The 25378-nt window shown below is 71.4% G+C and carries 25 protein-coding genes and 2 pseudogenes; 16 read left to right on the top strand and 11 right to left on the bottom strand.

All coding sequences use genetic code 11. From position 1 onward, the window contains the following. Window positions 1–59 precede the first annotated feature (59 nt). On the top strand, window positions 60–467 hold the full coding sequence (locus ACFW01_RS29940) for an ATP-binding protein (protein ID WP_384508823.1): 408 nt from the start codon (window positions 60–62) through the stop codon (window positions 465–467). A 6-nt stretch (window positions 468–473) separates the two neighbouring features. Here the strand turns inward: ACFW01_RS29940 and ACFW01_RS29935 are convergent, their stop codons facing one another. Continuing rightward, window positions 474–746 carry a hypothetical protein gene (locus tag ACFW01_RS29935; protein ID WP_234960084.1) on the bottom strand — a complete coding sequence of 91 codons (273 nt, stop codon included), beginning with the start codon at window positions 744–746 and terminating at the stop codon, window positions 474–476. A 524-nt stretch (window positions 747–1270) separates the two neighbouring features. Between ACFW01_RS29935 and ACFW01_RS29930 the strand changes: the two genes are divergently transcribed. Next, complete coding sequence (locus ACFW01_RS29930) at window positions 1271–4555, top strand: RHS repeat-associated core domain-containing protein (RefSeq protein WP_384508819.1); 3285 nt, start codon at window positions 1271–1273, stop codon at window positions 4553–4555. A gap of 327 nt (window positions 4556–4882) precedes the next feature. On the opposite strand, the pseudogene ACFW01_RS29925 reads toward ACFW01_RS29930, so the two are convergent. Next, window positions 4883–5099: pseudogene (locus ACFW01_RS29925) on the bottom strand (IS630 family transposase); the annotation flags it as partial. A gap of 537 nt (window positions 5100–5636) precedes the next feature. Between ACFW01_RS29925 and ACFW01_RS29920 the strand changes: the two are divergent. Both ACFW01_RS29920 and ACFW01_RS29915 read left to right on the top strand, forming a co-directional pair. Beyond that, window positions 5637–5987: an RHS repeat-associated core domain-containing protein gene (locus ACFW01_RS29920; protein ID WP_384508903.1), complete on the top strand. Its 351-nt coding sequence runs from the start codon at window positions 5637–5639 to the stop codon at window positions 5985–5987. A gap of 306 nt (window positions 5988–6293) precedes the next feature. Beyond that, the gene (locus ACFW01_RS29915; protein WP_384508816.1) at window positions 6294–7322 is read left to right on the top strand and encodes a YdcF family protein; all 1029 of its coding nucleotides are present in this window, start codon (window positions 6294–6296) and stop codon (window positions 7320–7322) included. Window positions 7323–7376: 54 nt separating this feature from the next. Here the strand turns inward: ACFW01_RS29915 and ACFW01_RS29910 are convergent, their stop codons facing one another. Beyond that, window positions 7377–8108 carry an SDR family oxidoreductase gene (locus ACFW01_RS29910; RefSeq protein ID WP_384508813.1) on the bottom strand — a complete coding sequence of 244 codons (732 nt, stop codon included), beginning with the start codon at window positions 8106–8108 and terminating at the stop codon, window positions 7377–7379. Between the two features lie 73 nt (window positions 8109–8181). Further along, a complete protein-coding gene (locus tag ACFW01_RS29905) occupies window positions 8182–8526 on the bottom strand; it encodes a type II toxin-antitoxin system PemK/MazF family toxin (RefSeq protein ID WP_384508810.1) in 345 nt (114 codons plus the stop codon). 122 nt (window positions 8527–8648) lie between these two features. Between ACFW01_RS29905 and ACFW01_RS29900 the strand changes: the two genes are divergently transcribed. Both ACFW01_RS29900 and ACFW01_RS29895 read left to right on the top strand, forming a co-directional pair. Beyond that, window positions 8649–9080, top strand: a complete 432-nt coding sequence (locus ACFW01_RS29900) for a VOC family protein (RefSeq protein ID WP_384508807.1) — start codon at window positions 8649–8651, stop codon at window positions 9078–9080. 97 nt (window positions 9081–9177) lie between these two features. Further along, window positions 9178–9387, top strand: coding sequence for a hypothetical protein (locus ACFW01_RS29895; protein ID WP_384508805.1), 210 nt, complete (start codon window positions 9178–9180; stop codon window positions 9385–9387). A gap of 123 nt (window positions 9388–9510) precedes the next feature. Here the strand turns inward: ACFW01_RS29895 and ACFW01_RS29890 are convergent, their stop codons facing one another. Then, window positions 9511–10401 carry a S1 family peptidase gene (locus ACFW01_RS29890; protein ID WP_234960089.1) on the bottom strand — a complete coding sequence of 297 codons (891 nt, stop codon included), beginning with the start codon at window positions 10399–10401 and terminating at the stop codon, window positions 9511–9513. Between the two features lie 366 nt (window positions 10402–10767). On the opposite strand from ACFW01_RS29890, the gene ACFW01_RS29885 reads away from it, so the two are divergent. From ACFW01_RS29885 to ACFW01_RS29875, 3 genes are all read left to right on the top strand, one after another. Further along, a complete protein-coding gene (locus ACFW01_RS29885) occupies window positions 10768–10983 on the top strand; it encodes a hypothetical protein (RefSeq protein ID WP_234960090.1) in 216 nt (71 codons plus the stop codon). 88 nt (window positions 10984–11071) lie between these two features. Next, entirely contained in the window at window positions 11072–12850 is a 1779-nt protein-coding gene (locus ACFW01_RS29880; RefSeq protein WP_384508801.1) for a PP2C family protein-serine/threonine phosphatase, read from the top strand. Next, window positions 12847–13320: a response regulator gene (locus ACFW01_RS29875; RefSeq protein WP_384508798.1), complete on the top strand. Its 474-nt coding sequence runs from the start codon at window positions 12847–12849 to the stop codon at window positions 13318–13320. The genes ACFW01_RS29880 and ACFW01_RS29875 overlap by 4 nt, the downstream gene beginning before the upstream one ends. On the opposite strand, the gene ACFW01_RS29870 is transcribed toward ACFW01_RS29875, so the two are convergent. The 3 genes and pseudogenes from ACFW01_RS29870 to ACFW01_RS29860 all read right to left on the bottom strand — a co-directional run bounded on the left by ACFW01_RS29870 (window position 13275) and on the right by ACFW01_RS29860 (window position 16921). Next, window positions 13275–15593, bottom strand: coding sequence for an ATP-binding protein (locus tag ACFW01_RS29870; protein ID WP_384508795.1), 2319 nt, complete (start codon window positions 15591–15593; stop codon window positions 13275–13277). The genes ACFW01_RS29875 and ACFW01_RS29870 overlap by 46 nt on opposite strands. 50 nt (window positions 15594–15643) lie before the next feature. Continuing rightward, window positions 15644–15727 (bottom strand): annotated as a pseudogene (locus tag ACFW01_RS29865) (type I restriction endonuclease subunit M); the annotation flags it as partial. 12 nt (window positions 15728–15739) lie between these two features. Beyond that, on the bottom strand, window positions 15740–16921 hold the full coding sequence (locus ACFW01_RS29860; RefSeq protein ID WP_384508792.1) for an epoxide hydrolase: 1182 nt from the start codon (window positions 16919–16921) through the stop codon (window positions 15740–15742). 82 nt (window positions 16922–17003) lie between these two features. Here ACFW01_RS29860 and ACFW01_RS29855 point away from each other — a divergent pair, with 82 nt between their 5' ends. Then, window positions 17004–17582, top strand: a complete 579-nt coding sequence (locus tag ACFW01_RS29855) for a CGNR zinc finger domain-containing protein (RefSeq protein ID WP_384508789.1) — start codon at window positions 17004–17006, stop codon at window positions 17580–17582. Between the two features lie 15 nt (window positions 17583–17597). Here the strand turns inward: ACFW01_RS29855 and mmuM are convergent, their stop codons facing one another. Next, window positions 17598–18506, bottom strand: coding sequence for a homocysteine S-methyltransferase (gene mmuM, locus ACFW01_RS29850; protein WP_384508786.1), 909 nt, complete (start codon window positions 18504–18506; stop codon window positions 17598–17600). Window positions 18507–18672: 166 nt separating this feature from the next. On the opposite strand from mmuM, the gene ACFW01_RS29845 reads away from it, so the two are divergent. The 3 genes from ACFW01_RS29845 to ACFW01_RS29835 are packed head-to-tail and all read left to right on the top strand — an operon-like array spanning window position 18673 to window position 21352. Next, a complete protein-coding gene (locus ACFW01_RS29845) occupies window positions 18673–19512 on the top strand; it encodes a CPBP family intramembrane glutamic endopeptidase (RefSeq protein WP_234960097.1) in 840 nt (279 codons plus the stop codon). Beyond that, entirely contained in the window at window positions 19509–20696 is a 1188-nt protein-coding gene (locus ACFW01_RS29840; RefSeq protein ID WP_234960098.1) for a histidine kinase, read from the top strand. The genes ACFW01_RS29845 and ACFW01_RS29840 overlap by 4 nt, the downstream gene beginning before the upstream one ends. Then, window positions 20693–21352 (top strand): response regulator, encoded by a 660-nt coding sequence (locus ACFW01_RS29835; protein ID WP_384508782.1) that lies wholly within the window; start codon window positions 20693–20695, stop codon window positions 21350–21352. The genes ACFW01_RS29840 and ACFW01_RS29835 overlap by 4 nt, the downstream gene beginning before the upstream one ends. 32 nt (window positions 21353–21384) lie before the next feature. On the opposite strand, the gene ACFW01_RS29830 is transcribed toward ACFW01_RS29835, so the two are convergent. After that, the gene (locus ACFW01_RS29830) at window positions 21385–21921 is read right to left on the bottom strand and encodes a hypothetical protein (RefSeq protein ID WP_384508779.1); all 537 of its coding nucleotides are present in this window, start codon (window positions 21919–21921) and stop codon (window positions 21385–21387) included. 116 nt (window positions 21922–22037) lie between these two features. Here ACFW01_RS29830 and ACFW01_RS29825 point away from each other — a divergent pair, with 116 nt between their 5' ends. Both ACFW01_RS29825 and ACFW01_RS29820 read left to right on the top strand, forming a co-directional pair. Further along, the gene (locus ACFW01_RS29825) at window positions 22038–22523 is read left to right on the top strand and encodes a hypothetical protein (protein ID WP_384508776.1); all 486 of its coding nucleotides are present in this window, start codon (window positions 22038–22040) and stop codon (window positions 22521–22523) included. Beyond that, complete coding sequence (locus ACFW01_RS29820) at window positions 22520–23275, top strand: isocitrate lyase/phosphoenolpyruvate mutase family protein (protein WP_384508773.1); 756 nt, start codon at window positions 22520–22522, stop codon at window positions 23273–23275. The genes ACFW01_RS29825 and ACFW01_RS29820 overlap by 4 nt, the downstream gene beginning before the upstream one ends. Here the strand turns inward: ACFW01_RS29820 and ACFW01_RS29815 are convergent. Next, the gene (locus ACFW01_RS29815; protein WP_234960103.1) at window positions 23272–23844 is read right to left on the bottom strand and encodes a TetR-like C-terminal domain-containing protein; all 573 of its coding nucleotides are present in this window, start codon (window positions 23842–23844) and stop codon (window positions 23272–23274) included. The two genes, ACFW01_RS29820 and ACFW01_RS29815, sit on opposite strands and share 4 nt — an antisense overlap. 179 nt (window positions 23845–24023) lie before the next feature. On the opposite strand from ACFW01_RS29815, the gene ACFW01_RS29810 reads away from it, so the two are divergent. After that, window positions 24024–25289 (top strand): MFS transporter, encoded by a 1266-nt coding sequence (locus tag ACFW01_RS29810; protein ID WP_234961517.1) that lies wholly within the window; start codon window positions 24024–24026, stop codon window positions 25287–25289. Window positions 25290–25378: the final 89 nt, after the last annotated feature.

Genomic DNA, 25378 nt, shown 5'->3' with positions numbered 1-25378 from the left:
ACCGGCCGTACGGCCCTGCGCACTGTCTCAGTGTGACCACGGAGCGTGACCCTCGTCACGTGAACACCGAAACTCAACCCTCGTCCCCACGTGAGCGCTTCTACCGCCGGGAGCGCCGGTCCGTCCCGGCGGCGAGGGCGTTCGCGCGGGAGGCCCTCGCGGAGTGGGGCGTGCGCGAGCGGGCGGACGACGTGCTGCTGTGCGTCAGTGAACTGGCGACCAACGCGTTGGTGCACGGCGTACCACCCGGCCGGGGCTTCCTGCTCAGGTTGGTGCGCTGCGGTGGCGGCGTACGGGTGGAGGTCCACGACAGCGGGGAGGGTGTGCCGGCAATCCCGCAGGCCGAGACGCGGGAGCCCGGCGAGAGCGGGCGCGGCCTGCTGCTCGTGTCGGAGCTGGCGGACAAGTGGGGCGTGGGGGAGCGGGACCCCGGCAAGGTGGTGTGGTTCGAGGTGGAAGGTGTGTAGGGCGGATCAGGCCGCCTGGTCCCAGTCCTCGCCCGGCAGGTCGTCCTGCTCGTCGCCGGGCGGCCGGCCCGCGCCCTTCTCGCGCAGGCGCAGGATGCCCCAGGCGAGCGCGGCGACCGGGGTGAGGTACCAGGGCACGGGCCAGGCGAGGGGCCACCACGCGGCACCAGGGTGAAAGAGCGCTTCTACGGCGGCGGAGACCATGGCGAGAGCCAGGCTCCCGCACAGCAGCAGACCGGCCCACTGAACGGCGGTTCTGCGTCTTCCGGGCGCACTCATGGAAAGGGGTCCTTTGCAGCAGGGGCGGTTGCCGCGGGCTGGGGGACCACGCATGCAGGGCGCGGCAAGTGTGCATGGCGTGAAGGCCAGTTCGCAGCAGTGTTCAGCGCTCAACCATTGCTCTTGGACAAGTTTCCAGGGGTGACTGCAGGCCGTGACGAGCGCGAAACCCTTGGTTGCCGGGCCGAGTGGAGAGACCGAGCCAGGTCTGAACCTGGCCGGAATGCGACCATGGCAGACCACATCTTGCGATGAAGCGTCGACTTCATTCGTTTCCGGCCAGGTTCCCCTCGAAAGTCGACAACGGAACCACAAATTCTGCCTCTCAGGCGCACAGTTGGACCAGATTTCTGCCGATTCTCCGGCGTGAAGCGGCGGGGCTGATTCCGGCCGGAATGCATATGCGTTTCAGGGGGACGCCGGGCCGTTTTGTGTGCTTCCTGTGACAGCTTGTGAGTCCGCGGCGACCGATGGGGTTGCCGTGTCTGTCTTCCTGTGGGGGGAAGTTGATGCACTCGCGTGCCATGCGCACGCCGTTTCGGCGTGCCCGCAGAACGCACAGAACCGCCCTCGTCTCGGCGATCACCACCGCTGCCGTGGTGATCGCGGCGGCACCCGGCCTGGCGGCGACGCCGAAGCCGCAGTTGCCGGAGCCGGAGAGCCCGTGGACGAAGCCGACGAAGGTGGAGGCCCCGGCGACGCCGGCCGGTAAGACCAGGGCGCCGGCCTCGCAGGCGGAGGCTCAGCCGTCGCCGGAGGTGGCCGCCTGGCGGGCCGCGCAGAAGACCCGCGCCACCGGCGAGCAGCCCACCAAGGCGTCCACTGCCCGCTCGGCAGCCGCTGCCGCCTCCGACTATCTGCCCGAGGGGCAGGGCGAGGTGCCCTGGCACCAGATCACCGACACCCGCCTGAACGACGCCCTGGTGGCGCGGGTGAACCTCTCCGACGGCAACCTCATGCTGGCCGCAACGGACTTCGACATCGCGGGCGTCGGCCAGAAACTCCAACTGACCCGCACCTACAACTCCCTGGAAGCCCCCTGGGGGAAGGTGTCGCAGCGCTGGTGGCAGTCCTACGAGCGCTACCTCCAGGTCAACGAGGGTGAGGTGGACGTCTTCGACGCCACCGGCAACCTGCTCCGCTTCACCGCCAAGTCGGACGGCACGTACACGACACCGACGGGCTACTCGAAGGACCTGAAGAAGAACGCGGACGGCACCTACACCCTGACCGACCGCAAGTCCGGCTCGAAGGACACGTACAGCGAGCACGGCACCCTGCTGAAGGTGACGGACAAGAACGACGGCACGATCACCGTCGAGCAGCACGACGAGGGCGCCGAGCACAAGGGCTTCAAGCTCACCGAGACCCGCTCCGGCCGCTGGATCGACCTGGTCAAGACCTACCCGAACCAGTGGCAGGCCAAGGACCACACCGGCCGCACCGCCGTCCTCGACCTCGACGGGTCCGGCAACCTGGCCAAGGTGACGGACACGGCCGGCCAGGCCACGGAGTACGAGTACGACGGCTCGCGCCGCGTGACGAAGGTGACCACCCCTGAGGGCACGGTCACCCTGTTCACCTACGACGGCCACAACCGCGTCCGCTCCATGCAGCGCGCCACCGAGTCGACGCCCGCCGGCCACACGGGCCCGACCTGGCGCTACGACTACACGGCCGCCACCCCCGCGGACGCGGGCACCACGACGGTCACCGACCCCGACGGCGACGCCACGAAGTACGTCCACACCGCGGACGGCGAGGTCACCAAGGTCACCGACCCCCTCGGCCACGCCCGCCACGCCACGTACAAGAACCACCTCACCCAGACGGCGATCGACGCCATGGGCACCGGCGCGGACGGCACGGGCGGCAACACCACCACCTACGGCTGGGACGGCCGGAACAACGCCCTCTCCCAGAAGCTGCCGCTGGGCGCGACGGCGTCGGTGACGGCGTACCAGACGGTCGCGGGCACCGACCTGCCGAACGATTTCACGACCGCCGACGGCCGCAAGGACTCCTTCAAGTACGACGCCAACGGCAACACGATGTCGGTGACGACGTCCGGCACCGCGGGCGGCACCCGGGAGTACACGTACAACAAGGCCACCCCCGAGTGCGGCGGCTTCGAGGGCCAGCGCTGCACGGCGAAGGACGCGGGCGGCAAGGTCACCTCCTTCACGTACGACGACCAGGGCAACCTGCGGAAGGTCAAGCCGCCGACGCCGCTGGGCGAGACGACGTACACGTACGACGCGCTGGGCCGGGTGGAGACGGTCAAGGACGGCAGGAACGTCACCACCGTCTACCGCTACGACAACCGCGACCGCGTCCGCGAGGTCTCCTCCACGAACTCCACCGTCACCTACACCTACGACGGCGACGGCAACGTGAAAACCCGCACCGACGCCTCGGGCACCACCACCTGGACGTACGACAAGCTCAACCGTGAGTGGGTCCGCACCCTGCAGAACGGCGCCCAGACCGCCCTGGCCTACACCCCGGGCGGCGACGTCGACTACTACACCGACCCGACCGGCACCACGGACTACACCTGGGACACGGCCGGCCGCCTCGACTTCCTGATGGCGCCGGACGGCAAGAAGACCGATTTCGACTACGACAAGAACGGCAAGCGCACGAAGACGGTCTACCCCGGCGGCACCACGCAGTCGGTGACGATCGACAAGAACGGCCGCCCCGAGAACATCAAGACCACCTCGGGCACCCAGACCTTCGTCGACCTCGCCTACAGCTACAAGAACACCGCGGGCAAGGACACCACCAAGATCCGCACCCGCACCGACAACACCACCAAGTACACCACCAGCTACACCTACGACTCCCAGGACCGCCTCACCTACGCCCTCGAAGCCGACTCCGCCGGCACCCGCAAGGCCTCCTGGCTGTACTGCTTCGACAAGGCCGGCAACCTCACCAGCCGCGACGGCAGCAAGACGGCCTGTCCGGGCGGTACGACGTACACGTACAACGACGCATCCGAACTGACCGCCAAGAACGGCACCACCACCGGCTGGTCCTACGACAAGCTCGGCAACGAGACGTCGGCGGCCGACAACACCCCCCGCACGGCCGAGTCCTGGACCGACTACAGCCAGCTGGCCGGCATCACCGCCGGCGGCAAGACCTACGACCTGGTCCACGCCGGCACGGACAACGCGGAGCGCACCAAGCTCGGTTCGACCTGGTTCCACCACACGGCCCTCGGCCTGGCGTCCACGACCACGAACGGCGTCGACACCGGATTCATCCGCGAGCCTTCGGGCACGCTGAACTCCATGACGACTGGGGGGAAGTCCTACTACTACCTCACCGACGCCACCGGCAACGTCCTCGGCCTCGCCGACAGCACCGGCAAGCGCACCCACACCTACGCGTACGGCCCCACCGGCCTCCCGCGCACCACACCGACGGAGTCCGTCCCCCAGCCCTACCGCTACGCGGGCGCCTACGCCGACCCGACCGGTCTCTACAAGATGGGCCACCGCTACTACGACCCCACCCTCGGCCGCTTCACCCAGCCCGACCCCTCGGGCCAGGAAACCAACGCTTACCTCTACGCCGCAGGCGACCCCGTCAACCGCATTGACCCCAGCGGCCTTTACGGCATCGACGACCTGGTGACGGATATCAGCATCATCGGTGGGTCTGCCGGCGCCGGAGCCGGTCTTGGAGGGGGTGCGTGCTTCTTCGGCCCCGCAGCCTGCGGGGTCGGCGTCGGCATCGGCGGTTTCATCGGCGGCGCGTTCGGGGTTGGAGTGGTAGTCGGGCGGCACATCGCTTAAGAGATGCTCGGGGTGGAGGCGACGGATGATCGCCTCCACCCCGAAACGTTGCAGACAACAAGCAAGAGTGAGGGGAAGTGTGCATGCGAAGCTCAAGGGATTTACGCGAGAGCCGAACCTGGAAAGTCTGCGTCTGGACGGTACTCGTTCTGTGCGTGATCTCTTCGGGAGCCTCCATCATGGGCGAGCATTGGGGCCTCCTGCTCCTCAGTCTCCTAGGGGTGTCCGCAACAGCATTGGTGCTTGTTCAGTTTCGACGCGGAAAATAGACCGGGGCGGGCACCGTTGGCGCCCGCCCCGTAACCTACAACTCAGGAGAACAATCTCGTGACCTGAGTCGGAGATTCGTCGGCAGTAGGCGGCGACTTTGCCGAGGATCTCGTCGGCGGTTTTCGTCCAGACGAAGGGCCTGGGGTGCTCGTTCCAGCCTGCGAGCCAGGACCGGATGTCACGTTCGAGTGCCTGGACGGAGCGGTGGACGCCGCGCTTGAGCTTCTTCTGCGTGAGTTCGGCGAACCACCGCTCGACCAAAGTTCAGCCAGGACCCGCCGGCTTCACCCAACCCGACCCCTCCGGCCAGGAAACCAACCCCTACCTCTACGCGGGCGGCGACCCCATCAACAGCAACGATCCCAGCGGACTCTTCTCCGTCGGAGACTTCCCGAAGGACACGATCGGGGGTGCCCTGGTCGGTGCTGCAGGCGGCTGTGCTTCTGGAGCCGTCGGCAGTGTCTGGACTGGCCCTGGCGCCCTGGCGCCCTGGCGCCCTGGCTGGATGCGGGATCGGTGCTGCGACAGGCGCGGCCGGCGGCCTTGTCACCGGCGCAGGTACGTGCCTGTGGAACGACCTGACGTGATGCCCACAGAGTCCGGTCGGAACGGCCATAGCTGATGGAAGGCTGAAGATGGACCTCGCACTCATTCTCGCGTGCGGAATCGTCGGAGCCGTCTGCGGAGCGATCGCTGTGATCGTCATGGGCAGAAGAAGGCGCCGACAGTGAGTTGTTGACGCGGCCGCACCAAAGAGGCCTGGCCTCTAGTTAGCACAGGCCAGGCCTCAGCCGTACCGCTACGCAGGTTCCTGCCTCGCCTCGGGCACGCTGAACTTCACGGCGATCGCGGGGAAGTCCTACTACTACCTCACCGACGCCACGGGCAACGTCCTTGGCCTCGCCGACAGCACTGCCAAACGCACCCACACCTACGCCTACGGTCCGACGGGGTTGTCGCGCACGACACCGACGGAGTCCGTCCCCAGCCCTACCGCTATGTCGGCGCCTGCGCCGACCCGACCGGTCTCTACAAGATGGGCCACCGCTACTACGACCCCACCCTGGGCCGCTTCACCCGGCCCGCCTCCTCCGGCCAGGAGGAGAATCCCTACCCTTACGCCAACGGCGATCCCATCAACAACACCTACCCCAATGGATGACGGTAATGGATGAGGCAGTGAGGGGAGTGCGCGTCTTTTCCGCGATCCTGATCGCAGGAGGGGTGTGTGCATGTGTTGCAGGAATATTCACCGGAGATTCTGTGTCACTCGTACTAGGTGCGATCGCAGCGGTTAGTGGGCTGATTCTGGCGGTCTTCGCCTTCCAGGCACACCGGAAGGATCGCTCCTGATGTCCGGGCGCCATCCAGGCGTGGAGCGCACCTCGTAGGCGCCCCCGGCGAAGCGGCCGGTGCGGGGCACCACGGAGCCCGGCCGGGATCGCGCCCCGCCTCGTAGGATCGGCGCATGGTGGCCTTCGTACCGTCGTTCGTCTGCTTCTTCCTGTTCTGCGCTGGTGTGGTTCGAGATCGCCGCCGAGTGAGCAACGCGGTTCTGCTGGGCCTGTCCGCCGTCTTCGCGCTGCTCGCGCTCTTGCTGCATGTGGCCTCCGAGCGAACCCAGTTGGGCCGCGATCTGGCCGTCGTGCTGCTGACCCTGGCGGGCGTGGGGGTCGTCACGCTGGCGTGGTTCCTCATCGCCAACGGGATCACCATGGTGCGCAAGGAGGGCAGGAGCCTGGCGAACCTGCTGTCCCTGGGGGCGGGCACAGCCCTCGTCGCCCTGCTCGCGCTGCTGATCACCGCGCTGGTGCTGCACACGCACACGCTTGTCGTCGTCGCGGCGACGGCGGTAGCGCTCGCCGGATACGTCGCCTTCCTGTTCCTCTGTTTCCTCGTCTACGGGAGTCTGTACGGGCGTCTGCGCCTCCGGCGCCGGGCGGACTACGTCGTGGTCCTCGGCTCGGGTCTGAGCGGCGGCACCACCGTGCCCCCACTGCTGGCCGGCCGCCTCGACCGGGCCCGGAAGGAACACGCACGGCTGTCCCGGAAGGGCCGGCGCCCGGTCCTGATCACCTCCGGAGGACAGGGACCCGACGAGAAGCTGCCCGAGTCCCACGCGATGGCCGACTACCTGGTCACCCAGGGTGTCCCCGCCGACCTGATCGAACGCGAGGACCGCTCGACGACCACGGACGAGAACCTGACGTACAGCAAAGCCCTGATGGAGCGGGCGAATCCGGACTACCGGTGCGTGATCGTCACGAACAACTACCACGTCTTCCGCGCAGCCATCACCGCCCGCCGCACCGGCGTCCGGGGCCATGTGATCGGGGCCCCGACAGCCGCGTACTTCTGGCCGAGCGCCATGATCCGCGAGTTCGTGGCCCTCCTGGTCGCCTACCGCCGCACCAACGCCGCACTCTTCCTGCTCGTCCTGCTGAGCGGCCTGTTCATCTGGTGGCTGGGGTGGCCGTCGCCGGGGGCAGTCACGTAGCGGCCGAGGATGTTCAGCGGCCCGACCGCCCATATGTTCCGCCCCCTCCGGCGCCTACGACTGCTCGAAGTGGAAGGACCGGATGTAGCAGTCTCGCGGCTGGCCGATCGCGAACAGGACGCAGTCGACGACGGACTGGGCGGTCAGCGGGCCGTCGGAGGTCCGGGAAGCCTGATCCCAGGAGGAGTGGAGCGGGTCACCTTCCGTGAAGTCCGGCGGATAGAGCGAGATGACCCGGACGCCCTCGGGACGGAGCCGGTGGGAGAGGATGTCGGCGAAGCCGGCCTGGGCGGCCTTGGCCGCGTAGAACGCGGGGTGCGCCTGGGAGCGGTGGTCACGGGCTTCCGCGGCCGAGGAGACCATGTTGACCACGTCCGCACCGGCAGAGGCGCGCAGCAAGGGCAGGAAGTGCTTGACCGTCAGCAGTGTGCCGGTGGCCCCGGAGGCGATGGTGTCGGTGATCGCGTCGTCGTCGGCGTCCCACAGTCCGGGGCCCTCCAGATAGCGGGCACCATTGTTGATCAGCACGTCCACGCGGTCGGCGTGGGCGGAGATCCCCTCCACGAAGGCTCGGATGGAGGCGGGGTCGGCCAGATCGCAGGCGAAGGCGTCGACTTTCGCGCCGCTGTCGGACGCCACCTCATCGGCCACGCGCTGGGCCGCAGGCAGAGCACGGGCCGACACGAACACGCGCGCCCCCAGTCGGCCCGCGCACAGGGCCAACGCCCGCCCGAACCCACGCCCGGCCCCGGTAATCACCACTGTGCGCCCGGTCAGATCCACCATCGCACACCTCCTTCTGCGTACGGTTCGTTTCTTCGAGCCTGATCTGCGCGCCAGACGAGGAGCGCGTGCACACTCAGGGTGCAGGCGGCTCTTCGAGCCCACCGAGACGGAGGAGTTCCTCGAGCTCGCCCTGCTTCGCGGGCGACAGGACTCCCGCCCGCTCGACCAGATCATTCCGGCGCAAGGTGACCAGCCACGTACAAGGGATGAGACCGGCACGGGGGAGCGCGACTCGTAGCACGCCTTCCATGGGCAGTCCCTCGGAGGCACCTACTGCCAGCTCGGCCGCCATGCCGCCGAATTCGATGCCGGCGGGAGCGACGACCTGCATCGCCCGGAACTCGGCCCCCTCCTGCGAGAGCAGCACGACCGGCCGCCGTTCATCGACATCCGCCCACCAGACTTCGCCACGCTGCACAGGTCCTCCTGACATGGAGCGGTAAATGAGCCGTGGTCTGAAACTGCCAGGCGATGGCGTCGATCATGCAGCATGTGCCTTTGCCACCAGGAGGCGGGCAGCGCCCCTGTTATCGTGCGCCGATGCCAACGATCAGACAGTTCCAAGTGACCTTCGACTGCGCGGAACCCGCCCGACTCGCCGCCTTCTGGTGCGAGGTGCTGGGGTACGTCGTACCGCCGGTCCCGGAGGGCTTCGCCACGTGGGAGGAGTACCACCACTCGTTGCCGCCCGAGGATGAGCTCTACTTCGCGTGCGCTGATCCCTCGAGTGTGGGCCCCCGCCTGCTCTTCCAGCGCGTTCCCGAAGGCAAGGTCGTCAAGAACCGGGTGCATCTCGATGTGAGGGCCGGCATCGGGCTGGTGGGTGACGAGCGCCTGGCCACGCTCGAAGCCGAATGCGCACGGCTGATGGCGCTCGGCGCGACACACGTGCTGACCCAGCGCGCCGACGGCGTCAACGAGTCCTGCATCACGATGCAGGACATCGAAGGCAACGAGTTCTGCCTCGACTGAATCCCCCGGCGTCGTCCGGGAACCGTCTGCGGAGGGGATGGTACGCATCGGGGAGGGCGCCGGCGCCCCTGCTTCGGAATCGGCACAGGTGGGACACATGAGGCGGAGTCAGCAGGTCGGCAGGGCGAAAGCGGCGTTGCAGGTCACCTTCGGCCTCGTGTTGTTTCTCAACCTCGTCGAGGCGTGGTGGGACCCGGATGGGCCGGCCTGGAGCCTTACGCGCATCGTGGTGTCCACGCTCTTCCTGCTCTCTCTCGCCACGTTCATCACCCTGTGGTGGCGGCATCGCAGAACTGCCGCTCGCTGACGGGACGTTCCAGGGGATGGGGCGAACGGGCGGAGCCCGGCAACGCGCACCGCCCCCGCCCGGCGGACCGGACAGGGGCGGTGCTCGGAGTCGGCGGTGAACCCGCCGAGCCATGGCGAGGACTCAGATGATGCTCACGCCATAGGCGCCGAGTGCCTCGGTGACCGGCTGGAAGAACGTCGTGCCGCCGGACGAGCAGTTGCCGCTGCCGCCCGAGGTCAGGCCGAGCGCGGTGCTGCCGGAGAACAGGGCGCCGCCGCTGTCGCCGGGCTCGGCGCAGACGTTGGTCTGGATCAGGCCCGAGACGATGCCGTCGGCACCGTAGTTGACGGTGGCGTTGAGGCCGGTGACGCTGCCGCCGTGCAGACCGGTCGTGCTGCCGCTGCGCTGGACGGACTGGCCGACCGAGGCGTTTCCGGCGCCGGTGATCTCCTGGTAGGAGCCGTTGTAGAGGTAGACGCGGCCGTCGGCGGCGGCACCGTTGGAGTGCCGGATGATGCCGTAGTCGTTGCCCGGGAAGCTGGAGCCGGCGGTGGTGCCGATCGACCACGAGCTGCCGATGTTGGTGCAGTGACCGGCGGTCAGCGCGAACTTGGTGCCCGCGCCGTCCTGCACGTTGAAGCCGAGGGAGCAGCGGGCTCCGCCCGTGGTGATGGCCTCGCCACCGGCGATGAGCTTCGAGAACGTGCCGGGCGTGTGCTTGACCACGAGCGCGTCGGCGTTCTCGCCGGCCGCACCCTTGATCTTGGCTATCTCGGCCTTGCTGACCGTGCTGTCGACCGTGACGACGACCTTGCCCGACTTGGCGTCGGTGTACCACGCGGTGCCGCCGACGTCGGCGGTGCGCACGGCGGCGGTCGTCTGGGTGAGCTCGGCTGCGCTGAACGTCTCCGGGGCCGGCTGCGCCGACGCGGTGGCGGCGGGGACCGCCAGTGCCGCGGCGGCCGCGAGGCCGGTGGCCATGGCGACCAGTCGTGCGCGTCTCGGAAGGCTGTGGGGGTGGGAGAGTCGCACTGTGAATCCTCCAGGTTGTGGGGAACCGGGGAGGGGGCGCTGGGTGGGCGCCCCATGACATGTCATCAGGAGCACACTGAAATCACTGGCGTGACCCTGACAAGCGCTTGCACCCATGCTGGGTAGAGCGGCGCGTCTGCGCAAGACCCCCGGACGGGACTGGCCGAGGAGTAATCGGCCTGTTTGAGGGAGTGCGTTGATGCATCGGCGGATTGGTCTGGTTCGCCAACAGTGGGGCGGCATGGGAGTGATGCGGCGCGATTCCGAGGGCGTGTCGCACGCGGATCGGGGGCATGCGCAGGACAAGGCAGCCAGCCGTCAGGGTCGGTGGGTGGCTGTGCCGAATCCACGTGCGGAGGTGCCGCGATGACGCATGCCCTGGTGTTGAAGACGTTCCCCGCGGGCTCGCCCCGCGGCTCCTGGCCGGCCGAGGAATTCGCGTCGCACCTGCGCGCGCAGGGCCGGACGGCCGAGGTCGTCATGGACCTCGCCGCCGACGCCTTCCTCGTCGTCGCCCCCGCCTCCACGGCCCCCTCGGACACGCGCGGAAACGAGGCGGAACCCCTGCGCTCCGCGGCCTGACACGCCCCTGGTGGCAGGGGCCGGCTCGTCCGTCCAGCACGGGGGTCCGGGCCATGCGCGGGTAGAGTGTGGCAGTGGAGAGGATCGTGTGAAGGAACGTACCCATGAGACGCCCGGTGCGCCGTCCGGCTGGTGGCGCCACCTGCACGAGCTGTGGCTCGCGGCCGTGCGTGCTCAGGACGTCACCACGCTCGCCACGCGCGTCTACTCCGCTCTGTCCGAGGTGCCCGGAGCCGTCGCGGTCGTAGGAGCACGCTGGGAGGGGCGCGAGACGCGCTACCTCCGCCGCTGGACGCCCGACTCCGACGGACCCGTCACCTGGTACCCGGCCGCCGCCGACTGGCCCGGGGGAGCGGTACCGCCCTCCGCCGACGCGATCCACGACCCGCCGCGTGCGCACCGCCGCGATCCGGGCACCGTCGCACCGCTCGTGGTGCCCGCCCTGCGGGGGACCGGCGCGGTCGTCGTCCTGGAGTGCCTATTCCCGCTCGGGTCCGACGACACCGCGGGCCTCTGGACGGCCCTCGACCACGCGCCGTCCGAGGACGAGGAGCAGGAGATCCGCGAGCGGCTGCAACAGGTCGCCGACGTCCTCATGGCCAGCAACCTGCGCATCGTGGAGGACGAGGCCCACGAACGGCGCCAGGCCCGCGACGCCTTCCTCGCCGAAGCCTCGCTCCAGATGGACGAGAGCCTGGAGGTGGAGGAGACGCTGAGGCGGGTGGCGCGTCTGGCCGTGCCCGCCGTGGCCGAGGGCTGCGCGGTGCACCTCCTGCGGCCGGACGGCGGCCTGGAACCCGTCGCCACCGCCCACGTCGCGGCCGACGCGCAGACCTGGCTCGGGGAGGTGGCCCTGCACGACGCCTGGCTCGCCGCGCGGCTGCAACAGGTCGCCGGCCAGTCCCGGGGGCGGGTGCTGCGCGACGGCGACCTCAGCGGCGGTCCCTTCGGGCCGGACGCCGTGGGCGACGGCAAGACCATCCGGGCGCTGAGCGTCAGCCCGCTGCGGGCCCGCGGGCGCGTCCTGGGCACGCTGACCTTCCTCTACCACCGCGACGACACCAGCCTGGCGGACCTGCCGACCCTCGCCGACCTGGCCGGCCGGGCCGCGCTCGCCATCGACACGGCCACTCTCTATGCCCAGCGGCGCCAGCACGTGGAGACCCTGCAGCGCCAGCTGCTGCCCCGCGTCCTGCCCGAGTCGCCCGGGGTGCTGCTGAGCGCCGCCTACGAGGTCGGCGACCCCAGCCTGGACGTCGGCGGCGACTTCTACGACGCGGTGGTGGCCGGCGACCGGATCTCCCTCTTCATCGGCGACGTCTGCGGTCGCGGGGCCGAGGCCGCGGCGTACACCGCGCTGGCCCGGCACACCCTGCGCACGCTGCTCACGGACGGCACCGCGCCGGAACGGACCCTGGAGCGGCTGAACGGCGCGCTGGTCGAGGAGGGCGCCGCCCGATTCGTGACCGCCCTGGTGATGACCCTCACCCCGGCAGCCGGGGGCCGCTGGGACGCCGAGATCGCCGGTGCGGGACACCCCTGGCCGCTGGTCCGGCATGCCGACGGGACGGTGGAGGAGCTGCCCGCCCGAGGACTGCTCCTGGGCGTCGTGCCCGGAGCCGAGTACACGCCGCACCGGGTCCGGCTGGCCGACGGGGACACCCTGGTGCTGTTCACCGACGGACTCACGGAGGCCAGGGCGGCGGACGGCACCTGTTTCGAGGACCTCCTGCACGACGCCGTGCGGGGGACCGGACCCGTCGACGAACTCTCGGCGCGGCGGCTCGTCACCGCCGCCTCGGACTTCCGCGAGATGGGCGACGACGACACCGCAGTACTGATCGCGCACCTGAGGGGACGACCGTGACGCAGGCACACGCACCGGGCAAGCGGCTGGACAACGGCCGGGTCCTGGTGGTGGAGGACTCGCAGGAGGACGCCGAGGCGATCGAACGGGCGCTCGCGCGCAGTCACCCCCAGCTCCGCCTGGAGTTCCTCGACCGAGGCGACGGCCTGGTGGACCGCCTGCTGGCCGAGGACGAGGTGCCCGGCATCCTGCTGCTGGACCTGAACATGCCCGGGCTGAGCGGTCACGCGGTGCTCCGGGCCATCCGGGCGCGTACGGAACTGGCCGAGATCGCCGTGGTGGTCTTCACCTCGTCGACCGCGCCGCCGGAGGTCGACGCCGCCTACGCGGCCGGAGCCGACAGCTACATCTACAAGCCGCTCAACTTCCACCTGTTCCGTACGGTCCTCAAGGGCGCGCTCGACTACTGGCTGGAGGCCAAGGGTCAGCCGCCCGTCCCGCCGGCGGGCTCCTCGCCCAGGGTGAAGTAGAACGCCGAACCCTCGCCGGGCACGCTGGTCAGCCAGAGCCGGCCGCCGTGCCGTTCGACGATCCGCTTGACCACCGCCAGCCCCACCCCGGTGCCGCCGCCGCGCTCCCGCGGCCCGTGCAGCCTGCGGAAGAGGTCGAAGACCTCCTCCTGCCTGTCGTGCGGGATGCCGATTCCGTTGTCGCGGACCACCACCGTCGGCGCGGCCCGCCCGGACCCCGGGGGCACGGCGTCCTCCACGCCCACCTCCACCGTGCGGTCCGGCCGGTCGGCCGCGTACTTCGCGGCGTTGACCAGCAGGTTGAGCAGGATCTCGTAGAGCCGGTCGGCGTCGGCACGGACCCGGGGAAGGGCCGGCGGCCGCACGACCCGCACCCCCTCCTCGTCCAGACGCGGACCGGCCACCTCCAGCACCGCGTCCAGGACGTCGTCGAGGGCGATGTCCTCCCGTCGCAGGCCGGCGCGGCCCATCCGCGCGTAGTGGAGCAGCGAGTTGAGCAGGTCGTCCATCCGGGCGGCGAGCCGCTGCATGGTCTCCAGCCGGCGCACGCTCGTCCCGTCGAGGTCCTGCCCCGCGTCCTCCAGGGTGAAGGTGGCGGCGTTGGCGATGCCGCGCAGCGGCTCCTTGAGGTCGTGGGCGGCGACGTGCGCGAAGGAGTCGAGGTCCAGGTTGGTCATCCGCAGCTCGTCGTTGAGCTGGCTCAGATCGTCGGCGTGGCGCAGGACCAGCTCGGTGAGCAGGCGGCCCATCTCCACCGCCGCGGCCCGGTCCCGCGCGGTCCACGGCAGGCTGCGGCCCCGGATCATCGACCGGTAGACGGCGCCCGAGCCCCGCGGCGTCAGGCGCTCGCCCCGCGGCCCGACGAGCACCGGGTGGGCGGGGTCCGCCGCCCACTCGCGGGGCGTCGGCCGCTCCCGCCGGAACCAGGCCAGGTAGTCGCCGCCGCGTCCGACGGGCAGCAGCAGCACGCCCGCGGGGCAGCCCTCCAGCGGCGGGGCGTCGTCCCGGGCGGCGAGCAGTTCCGGCAGCCGGTCGGTGGACCACACTCCGTCGGGCGCCGCGTGGGCCGCGTAGGTGCCGAGGGCCCGAAGCACCTCCTCGGGCACGGGCAGACCGCCCGAGGACGCGCGGCCCGCGCGCATGAACAGGACGCCGTCCGCGCCGACCAGTTCGCGCACCGCGCTCTCGTGGCGCAGCAGTGACGCGTCGACGTCCTCGTCGAGCAGTCCGGCGACCGCGGCCACGTCCCGGCCCGAGCGCTCCAGGGCGTCGGCGCGGTGACGTTCCGCGATGGCGGCCAGCTGCATGGAGAAGGCGGTGCCGAACAGTTCGCACGCCGACCGCACCTCCGGGGCCAGCGTGCGCGGCTCGGCCCCGTGGCAGGCGATCAGCCCCCAGAGGCGGCCCTCGCGCATCAGGGACACCGACATGGAGGAACGGACGCCGATGTTGCGCAGGTACTCCAGGTGGAAGCCGGAGACCGTGCGCAGCGCGGCACCGGACAGGTCGAGCGGGGTGCCCGTGGCCGGGCGGCGCTCCGGACGGAGCCGGGCCGTGGGGTCGTCGACGTCCCGGATGACGCGGATCCAGTTCTCCTCGTACAGGCGCCGGGCCTGGGGCGGGATGTCGGTGGCCGGGAACCACAGGCCGAGCCAGGGCTCCCAACTGTCCCGGACGTCCTCCGCGACCACCTCCCCCGGGCCGTCGGTGCCCTCGAAACGGTAGGCGACGACCCGGTCGTACCCGGTCAGCCGGCGCACCTCGGTCACCGCTGTGCGGCAGCAGTCGACCACCGTCGTCGCGGAGCGCAGCCGGCGCAGGGCGCGGCGTACCTCCTGGTAGAACGCGGCGAACCGGAAGGCGTCCGCCGCGTCGCGCGGCTCGAACTCCAGCACCACCAGACCCTCACGGCGGTGCACCGACAGGTCGAAGCCCGCCCGGTGCCCGGCGGCGCCCGCCGTCACGGGGAACGTCACGGAGACGGACTCGCCCTCGGCCGACGCCGCCACGGCCTCCGCCCAGTCGTCCTCGTCCAGTACGGCGGTGACGTGCCCGCCCACGAGGCCGTCGGCCGGTGCCCCCAGCAGGCTCCCGGTGTTCTCGGCGGCGGTGTCCACCAGCCCACTCCCCGGGTCCGCCGCCAGCAGGGTCCCGTGCGACTGGACGCCTCCCAGCTGATGGATCCGCTCCCGTACGCACACCGAGAGGTCGAACCCACTCCCCGCTGACGCCTCGGCCGATCTGACCCGATTCGACAACCAGTCGTCCGTCATGACTCGATCATGCCCTACCGCCCGGACCGCGGCGCCCGCGGCGGTGCGCCGAGCAGGACGGCGTGCCCGGCAGGCCGGATGGTCTCGCCGAGGACGTGGACCATGACGGCGAACAGGTTCGTGTTGGGGGGAGGGGTGTCGGCCGGCTACTTTCCGCGCCCCGTGGCGGTCAGTACTGCCGCGAGGCCCTCCCGGAGGTCCTTGACGAAGTACTCGGGGACCTCCAGTGACGGGAAATGGCCCCCGGATTCGGGCGCACTCCAGCGGACGATCTGCCGGTACCGCTCCTGTGCCCAGGGGCGCGGGCACTTCTCGATGTCGCGGGGGTACATGCTGATCGCCGACGGGACGTCGACCCGGAGTTCGGGGTCCAGTGAGTTGTGGCTCTCGTAGTAGATGCGGGCCGCCGACGCGCCGGTGCGTGTCAGCCAGTAGAGCGTCACGTTGTCGAGGATGCGGTCCTTGGAGATCCTCTCGAACGGGCTGTCCTCCGTGTCCGACCACTCGGCGAACTTGTCCAGGATCCAGGCGAGAAGCCCGGCCGGTGAGTCCACGAGGGAGTAGCCGATGGTCTGGGGCCGGGTCGCCTGCTGCTTCGCGTACGCCGCGCGGTGGCGCCAGAAGTGGGCTGTTTGCTCGGTCCACCCGCGTTCGACCGCTGTCAGTCCGTCCGTGGTCAAGCCGGGGGGTGCCTGCGCGAACGTGCTGTGGATGCCGAGGACGTGCGCCGGGAACCTGCCGCCGAGAACCGTGGTGATGTTGCCGCCCCAGTCTCCGCCGTGGGCCGCGAACTCGCCGTAGCCGAGCCTTCCCATCAACTCCACCCACGCGGCCGCGATCTTCTCGGTTCCCCACCCGGTGGTGGCCGGTTTGTCGCTGTAGCCGAAGCCCGGCAGCGACGGCGCGACGACGTGGAACGCCGGCGCGCCCGCGTCCTGTGGATCCGCCAGCTCGTCCACCACGTCGATGAACTCGGCGATGCTGCCCGGCCAGCCGTGCGTCATGAGCAGGGGAGTGGCGTCCGCGCGCGTGGACCGCCGGTGCAGGAAGTGGATTCCCAGGCCGTCGATAGTGGTGCGGAACTGGCCGACGCGGTCGAGGCGGTCTTCGAACGACCGCCAGTCGTACCCCGTGCGCCAGTAGTTCACGAGATCGACGAGGTCGGCGAGCGGCACGCCCTGATCCCATCGGCCGCGACCGGGCGCGGCGCGCCGGACCGTCTCCGCCTCCGGCAGCCGCGCCGCGGCCAGTCGTGCGCGCAGGTCGTCGAGTTCGGCGTCCGTCGCGTGGGCTTCGAACGCTCGCACATCGCTGTCTGGACGGGACATGAGACCTCCTGAGCATTATGGAACCGGCTAAGACGGTTCTAGCAGTCCTGCGAGCCATGCCGCAACCGGCTAAGGTGGTTCCATGCCTGCTGCGTTCCCCGAGTTCCGTCTCGGCAAGGTCCTGGCCACCAGCTTCACGGGGACCCTGTCGGAGCGTCATGGCGACGCCGTGGAGCGGATTCCCACGCCGCAGCGACTCGTCGACTGGCTGGCGGTGTACGACCTGGCCGTGGACTCCTGTACGGCGGCACAGCTCGACCTCGCCCGGGAGCTGAGGGAGTCGATCCACGCCGCCGCGACGGCGGCCGCGGTCCAGGACGCGCTCCCCGCGTCCGCCGTCCACGTCATCAATGACCGCAGCGCTCAGGGCCGGGCCGCGGCGGTCCTGACGCCCGAGGGTGTGCGGCGATGGCGGCTCAGCCCGGCTTCCCGCGTGGAGGACGCCCTCAGCGTGATCGCCGCCGACGCGATCAGCGTCATCGCGGGCGAGCGGGACGGAAAACTGGCCCTGTGCGCGTCACCCACCTGCCGAGCCGCCTTCTTCGACACCAGCCAGAGCCGCACCCGCAAGTGGTGTGACATGAACACGTGCGGGAATCGGCAGAAGAAGGCGCGCTTCCATGCCAGCCGGCGGAAGGGCGCCGCCGGGTCGGCGGAGTGACCCGGGCGCCTGTCCTCACCCCCCTCCCGGCCCCGACGCGATCGACCTGATCGTGTCCGGGCCCACCCGGCAGCAGCCGCCGACCAGCCGGGCACCGGACGCCCGCCAGGCCCGCACCCGCTCCGGGGTGAAAGAGGAACGCCCCCGCCAGGACCGGGCCACCGCGTCCCAGGTCTCCCCGCTGTTGGGGTAGGCCACGACCGGTTTGCCGGTGACCCGGGCGGCGGTCTCGACCGCACCCGGCACGTCCTCGGGGGCGCAGCAGTTGACGCCGACCGCGATCACCTCGTCCGCGTCGGCGGCCGGCGCGAACGCCTCCTCCAGCGGCTGCCCGGCGCGAGTGCGGCCGCCCGCGACCGTGTACGAAAGCCAGGCGGGGACGTTCAGTCCGCGCACCGCCCGCAGCAGCGCCGCCGCCTCGTCGGCGTCGGGAACCGTCTCCAGCGCGAGGACGTCGGGCCGGGCGGCGGCCAGTACCTCCAGCCGGGGCCGGTGGAAGCGCTCCAGGGCCTCCACCGTGAGTCCGTACCGGCCGCGGTACTCCGAGCCGTCCGCGAGCATCGCGCCGTACGGGCCGACGGAGGCCGCCACCCACAGCGGGCGGTCGGTGCGGACCCGGCGCGCGGCCTCCCTGGCCAAGCCGACGCCGAGGGCCATCAGTTCGGCCGAGCGCTCGCGACCGAAGCCGCGCCGGGCGAACCCCTCGAAGGTCGCCTGGTAGCCGGCCGTGATGGCGACATCGGCGCCCGCCTCGTAGTACGCGAGGTGCGCCTCGGTGATCGCGCCGGGCGCCTCGGCGAGCAGCCGCGCCGACCACAGCTCGTCGCTCAGATCGTGCCCGGCGGCCTCCAGCTGGTTGGACATGCCGCCGTCGAGCACGAGCGGGCGACCCGAGGCGAGGGCGTCGGCGAAAGCGCTGGTCATGGTACGAGGCTAGGCCCTGTACGGGCGCGGGCCCGGGGCCTTGTCCCCCGTGCGAGCTACGGCCAGGTGTCCACCGTGAGGGGACGAACTCCCGCAGCCGGATCCGTAGCGTCGTGATCGGCCCGGGACACCCCGGTCGCGGGCCTTCTTCCACCAAGGAGTTCCCGTGAGGTTCGTCTGGCAGTTCCTGGCCGTCCTGGCGATGTACGCGATAGGCGGGATCGCCGTCAACGCCGTGAAGGAGAACGACTGGCTGACACTCGTCGCCGGCCTCACGGCGGCCGCGCTCGCGGTCCTCGTGTACGCGTGGGTGGTCCGGCGGACCGAGCACCGGCAGGCCCTGGACGTGGCGCGGGAGGGCGCCGCGGCCAAGGCCGGCTGGGGGACGCTGATTGGCGCCGGGATGTTCGGCGCCGTCATCGTGAACCTCTTCTCCTCCGGGTACTACGAGGTCGACGGCCTGGGCTCCCTGGAGGGCGCCCTGGGCCTGGTCGGCTTCATGGCGGCCGCCGCCGCGATGGAGGAAGTGGTGTACCGCGGCGTCCTGTTCCGGATCGTCGAGGAACACGTCGGCACGTACGTCGCGCTGGTCCTGACCGGCGTCGTGTTCGGCCTCTCGCACCTGCTCAACGAGCACGCGACCGTCTGGGGCGCCCTCGCCATCTCCATCGAGGCCGGCTTCATGCTCGCCGCCGCCTACGCCGCCACGCGCAGCCTCTGGCTGACGATCGGCGTGCACTTCGGCTGGAACTTCGCCGCGGCCGGCGTCTTCAGCACCGAGGTCTCCGGCAACGGCTCCAACCAGGGGCTGCTGGACGCCGCGACGGACGGCCCGAAGCTGATCACGGGCGGCGAGTTCGGCCCCGAGGGCAGCGTGTACGCGGTCGGATTCGGCGCGCTGCTGACCCTGGTGTTCCTGTGGCTGGCCCACCGGCGCGGGCACATCGTGGCGCCCGGGGCTCGGCGGGCGGCACGTGCCAACTCCACCGCTACACTGCCCCGATGACCGCTCGCCGAGGGATGCCGGACATGTGGCCGGGGATGACCGAGCGGTGGCGACGCCTCGACGTGACCGTCCGGGACCTGCCGTTCGGAGTGCTCCTCCTGGTCGCGTCCCTGCTGCCGGCGCTGCGGGGCAACGGGACCGAGGTCGGCGGTCTGCCCACCCGCTCCGCCGACGTACTCGCCGGTGTCGCAGCCGTCCTCCAGTGCCTCCCGCTCGCCGTGCGCCGACGGTGGCCGCACCTCTGCCTCGCCCTGGTGGCGATCGGCTTCGCCCTCGACCAGATCCGCGGCTACCACCTCTTCGCCGGCACCGCGCTGCCCATCGCGCTGCTGAGCGCCGGTTCGTATGTGGAGCGGTACCGGCGCGCGACCCTGGCCATCGCCTCCCTGGCTTTCGTCGCCCTCTCGGTCGAGCTGCACCGGCGCGGACCGGGCGACCCGGTCGCCGAGTTCGTCACGTTCTACCTGGCGATGGGCCTCGCCTGGGGCATCGGCACCTGGATGCGCTCCGCCCGGGTCGCGGAGGCCGAACGGCGGGTGCGGGTCGCCGAGGACGCCCGCAACGCCGAGCGCACCCGCATCGCCCGCGAACTCCACGACGTCGTCACCCACCACGTCACGGCGATGGTCGTCCAGTCCGAGGCCGCCCGGTACCTGACCGCCGCGCCCGACCGGCTCGACCAGACGCTGGCCGCGGTCAGCGACACCGGCCGCCGGGCCATCACCGACCTGCGGCACCTGCTCGACCTGCTCAATCCGGACCACGGCACCGACCGGAACGCCGAGCCCAGGACACCGCCCGTCGGCCGGGTGCTCACGCTGGTGGAGCAGACCCGCCGGGCCGGTCAGCCGGTGGAGTTCACCGAGGAGGGCACACCGGCGGCCGCGACCGGCAGCGCCGACCTCGTGGCCTACCGCGTCGTCCAGGAAGCCCTGACGAACGCGCTCAAGTACGACCACGGCGGCCGGACCTCGGTCCTGGTCCACCACGGCGAAAGGGAGATCACCGTGCGGGTCGGCACGGACGGCACCGGCTCGGGCGCCGCTTCCCCCGGCGGCAGCGGGCGCGGCCTGGCCGGACTGCGGGAACGGGTCGACGTCCTCGGCGGCGACTTCAGCACGGACCGCCCGGCGGGCGGAGGCTTCGTCGTCCAGGCCCGCATCCCCGCGGGAAGTCCGTCATGAGCGCCCCGGTACGCGTCCTGATCTGCGACGACCAGGTGATGATCCGCGTCGGCCTGGCGACGATCGTCGACGCCCAGCCCGACCTGGAGGTGGCGGGCGAGTGCGGCGACGGGCAGGCCGCCGTCGACCTGGCCGCCGAAGTACGGCCGGACGTGGTCGTCATGGACGTACGGATGCCGGTGATGGACGGCATCGAGGCCACCCGGCGGCTGGCGGGCGCGGGGGTGGAGCGTCCCGTCAAGGTCCTCGTGGTGACGACGTTCAACCTCGACGAGTACGTCTACGAGGCGCTGCGCGCGGGCGCGAGCGGGTTCCTGCTCAAGGACGCGCCGCCGGACCGCCTGCTGCACGGCATCCGGACCGTGGCGATGGGCGCGGCGCTCCTCGATCCCGATGTGACGCGCCGCCTCGTCGGCCGGTACGCCGCCCGCATCCGGCCCGTCGGCGGCCCCGCCGAGAACCTCCCCCTCACACCCCGCGAGACGGAGGTGCTGCGCCTCATCGCGGACGGCCTCTCCAACAGCGAGATCGCCGCCGCCCTGGTGATCAGCCCCGAGACGGTCAAGACCTTCGTCTCCCGCATCCTCACCAAGCTGGACCTGCGCGACCGCGTCCAGGCGGTCGTGTTCGCCTACCGCCACGGGCTGGTGACCTGACGCACGGATTCAGGCCCACCGGCCCGGGGGATTCAGGTCCGCAGCCGGTGCCGCATCTGCGTCAGGCGCCGGTCGAAGCGGAGGTTGTTCCAGGTCAGCCAGCCCATGAAGGCCACCGCGAGGGCGAGGGTCAGGCTCCCCGCGGTCATCGAGCCGGCCGCGAACCACAGGACGGACGTACCGAAGAAGATGAGGGCCAGCATGGGGAACGCCCACCAGCGATTGCGCCGCAGCCGCCGCTGACGGGAGTCCACGAGCGCGGCCATCTCCCGGCGCCGCTCCGGGTCCTCGGGCGGCGCGCCCCCCTTGAGGATCCGCCGCTCCATGGCGGGCACGTCCTCGGGCTCGGCACCGGTGTCCCGAGCGTCGTGACGCCTGCGACGGCGTACCAGGAACACGACCCAGACACTCATCAGGGCAGCACTGATCACCGCCCACGGCCACGAGTCGAGCCCGTTCGCCGCCAGCCGCACCACCACGCCCACCGCCAGCGCGGCCAGGCCGATCACCGACAGCCTGTCCCGCCAGTCCCGCTCCAGGGCCCCGTCGCCTCGCTCGCGTCTGTTCATGTCCGCCTCTCGGTCGGCCGGATCGGGGGTGACGTCACGTGTCCGTCCGGATACCCGCCCGCCGCCGCCGGACACTTCGGCGCCCGCCGAAGCAACCGGCCCATAGCGTCGGGCACATGAGCGACACGCACACCGCAACCACGGCCCCCGCCCCCGCCCGTGCCACACCGGCCGACGCCGTCACCGGCATGGTCGAGCACGTCCTCGCCCTGGCCGCCACCTGGACCCGCTGGGACGGAGAACCCGTCCACGTCGACGGGCGCGTCTACACCCCGCACAAGGCCGTCCGGCGGGTCGCCGACCACATGGTCGACCATCTCGCCGAGATGGAGGCGCGGTTGGCGGGCCGGCCGACCCAGCCCGACCACTGGCACGCCTCCGCCACGACCACGGACGCGGACCGCGCCCCCTTCACGCCGGACGACCTCGACGAGGCCCGCAGCCGTCTCACCCGGCTCGCCCGGATCTGGGCCGACCGCCTGGACGCGCTCACCCCGCTCCAGCTCGACGACTCGCCCGGCGAGGGCTGGAGCTTCCGCGAACTCGCCCGGCACCTGGGGGAGTCCGTGTACTACGCCGACGCCGTGGGTGACCTGACGTGACCGCCTTCGCCGCCCTCCACCGGCCGGGCGAGCCCCTGCTGCTGCCGTGTGCCTGGGACCACGCGTCCGCGCACGCCCTCGCCGTCCGGGGCTTTCGGGCCGTGGGCACCACCAGCCTCGGTGTCGCGGCGGCGAGCGGGCTGCCCGACGGCGCGGCGGCGACCCGCGACGAGACCCTGCGGCTGGCCCTCACCCTGGGCTCCGGGCCGTTCCTGCTGACCGTGGACGCGGAGAGCGGCTTCGCCGACGACCCCGACGACGTGGGGGAGTTCGCGCGGCAACTGGCGGCGGTCGGCGCGGCCGGCATCAACCTGGAGGACGCGCTGGGCCCCGCCGACCGGCACGCCGCGAAGATCGCCGCGGTGCGGTCGGCGGCCCCGGGCCTGTTCGTCAACGCCCGTACGGACACGTACTGGTCGGGCGACGGCGATCCCGGGGAGACCGTGCGGCGCCTGGAGGCCTACCGCGAGGCCGGTGCCGACGGCGTCTTCGTCCCCGGCCTCACCGACCCCGCCCGGATCGCGGCCCTCGCCGCGCACTTCGACGTCCCGCTCAACGTCCTCCACTCACCCACCGGCCCCACCCTCCCGCACCTCGCCGACCTCGGCGTGGCCCGCGTGAGCCTCGGTTCGCTGCTGTACCGCAGGGCCCTGGGCGCCGCCCTGGAGACGGCGGCCGACATCGCCGCGGGCCGGCCGCCGGTGGGCACGTCACCGTCGTACGAGGAGGTGGCCGCGCTGAGCGGCGGCTAGTGCGCGCGCGGCCAGTTCTCCAACGCCACGTGCAGCGCGTCCACCGCGCGGTCCCAGGACGCCTGGACGGCACGCGGGGCGCCGAAGCCGCCGGTGGCCTCCAGGGCGCAGAACCCGTGGAACGTGCTGCGCAGCAGACGCACGGCGTCGGTGAGGTCGGGTTCGGTGAGGCCGTAGGCGCGGAGCATGCCGTGGGTGATGTCGGCGGTGCGGCGCAGGGCGGGGGAGTCGGCGACGAGGGACTGGTCCATGCGGATCTGCGTCGCGGCGTAACGGCCGGGGTGCCGCAGGGCGTAGGAGCGGTAGGCGTTCGCGAAGGCGGCCAGCGCGTCCTTCCCGGCCCGGCCCGCCACCGCCGCCGCGATCTCGTCGATCAGCTCGCCGCCGGCCAGCAACGCGACCCGCACGCGCAGGTCCTGGACGTTCCTGACGTGCGTGTACAGGCTCGCGTCCTTCACCCCGAAGTGCCGGGCGAGGGCGGAGACGGTGACGCTCTCGAAGCCGCGCGCGTCGGCGAGGTCGGCGGCGGCCGCGACGACACGGCCGGTCGTGAGGCCCACTCGGGGCATGCGCCACCTTCCTGACTCTCCGGGAATCTCCTGGACTCCTGGAGATCTCGGCCCACATGCTAGGCGAGCGGCAACAAACCCTGCTGCGCCCACCGCCCCCGGGTCCGTAAGGTGTCGCCGACCGCGGAGGGCGAGCGAGGGGGAGAAGGCGGCATGCGACGGCCGACGGCGACGACGGGATGACCCACGAGGCACGCGACGCCGACCGGGCCGCCCCACGCCCCGCGCAGGACCCCCGGCCCCTGTGGCGGCAACGGGACTTCGGGGTCTTCTGGGCCGCGCAGACCCTCTCCGTCCTCGGCGACTCCTTCGCGCTGATCGCGCTGCCCCTGCTGGTCCTGGAGGCCACCGGCTCGATCGCCCGGATGGGCCTGCTCACCGCCGTGGGCGGCGGCGCCGCGGTCCTCGCGGCCGTGTTCGCCGGCGCCGTCGTCGACCGCGTCGACCGCCGCAAGCTGCTCATCGGCTGCGACCTCGTCCGGATGGGCATGTACGGGCTGGTCCCCGTCGTCTGGCTGTTCGGCCCGCAGATCTGGCTGCTCTACGTCGTCCTGCCGCTGTGCGAGGCCGTGGGCATGCTGTTCGCCGTCGGCTACGTCACCGTCGTACGCAGCCTGGTCGGCACCGAACAGCTCACCGAGGCCAACGGGCGGCTCAACGCCACCGCCGCCGCGGCCGGCGTGCTGGGTCCGCTGTGCGCCGGGGTGGTGGCCGGCTGGTCGGGACCGGCCACCGCCATCGGCGTCGACGCGGCCAGCTTCGGCGTCTCGGCCGCCTGCGTCGCCTTCGTCCGCTTCCGCTCCCGCCCCGCCGACGACGCCCCCGCCACGGGGAAGCGGCCGGGGCTGTGGCAGGACCTGCGCACCGGGGTCCTGTTCCTGTACGGGCACCCCGTGCTGCGCTCGCTCACCGTGCTGCTGTGCGGCTTCAGCTTCCTCACCCTCGGCCTGAACGACCTGGTCATCTACCACCTCAAGCACGACCTGGGCCGCGACGACGGCACGGTCGGCACCGTCATGGCGGTCGGCGCGCTCGGCACCATCACCGGCGCGCTGCTGGTGGCCCGCGCGCGGCGCCTGCTCGGCTTCGGCCCGACCTGGACCGGCTCGGTCGCGGTGTGCGGACTGGCCTTCGCCGGTCTCGGCCGGGTGACCGAGGTGCCCGCTGTCGCCCTGCTGAGCGCCGCGTTCCTCGCCTGCGTCGGCATGGCGGGCACCTGCTCGATGTCCCTGCGCCAGGAGGTGACCCCCGAGTACCTGCTCGGCCGCGTCACCTCCGCCTTCTGGACCCTCCAGTACTCGGTCGCCCCCATCGGCGCGGCCGTCCTCACCTGGGCGGCGGAGCACCACGGCACCACACCGGTCGCCCTGGCGGCGGGCGCCTGCTGCGTGCTCATCGCCACGGCCGCCCTGCTCACGCCGATCCGCGGGGCGGGGCGCTCCTAGTAGTGCTTGGTCATGTGCGGTCTGGGATGGCGTGTCTTCTTGATCGGTCGTGTCGTTGATCGGGTGTGCTGGGTGGGGAGTTGGCTGCG

The sequence above is a fragment of the Streptomyces sp. NPDC058985 genome (assembly GCF_042740985.1).
GTDB lineage: Bacteria > Actinomycetota > Actinomycetes > Streptomycetales > Streptomycetaceae > Streptomyces.
Note: the sequence above shows the minus strand (reverse complement) of the source record. Positions and strands in the feature narration are given on the sequence as shown.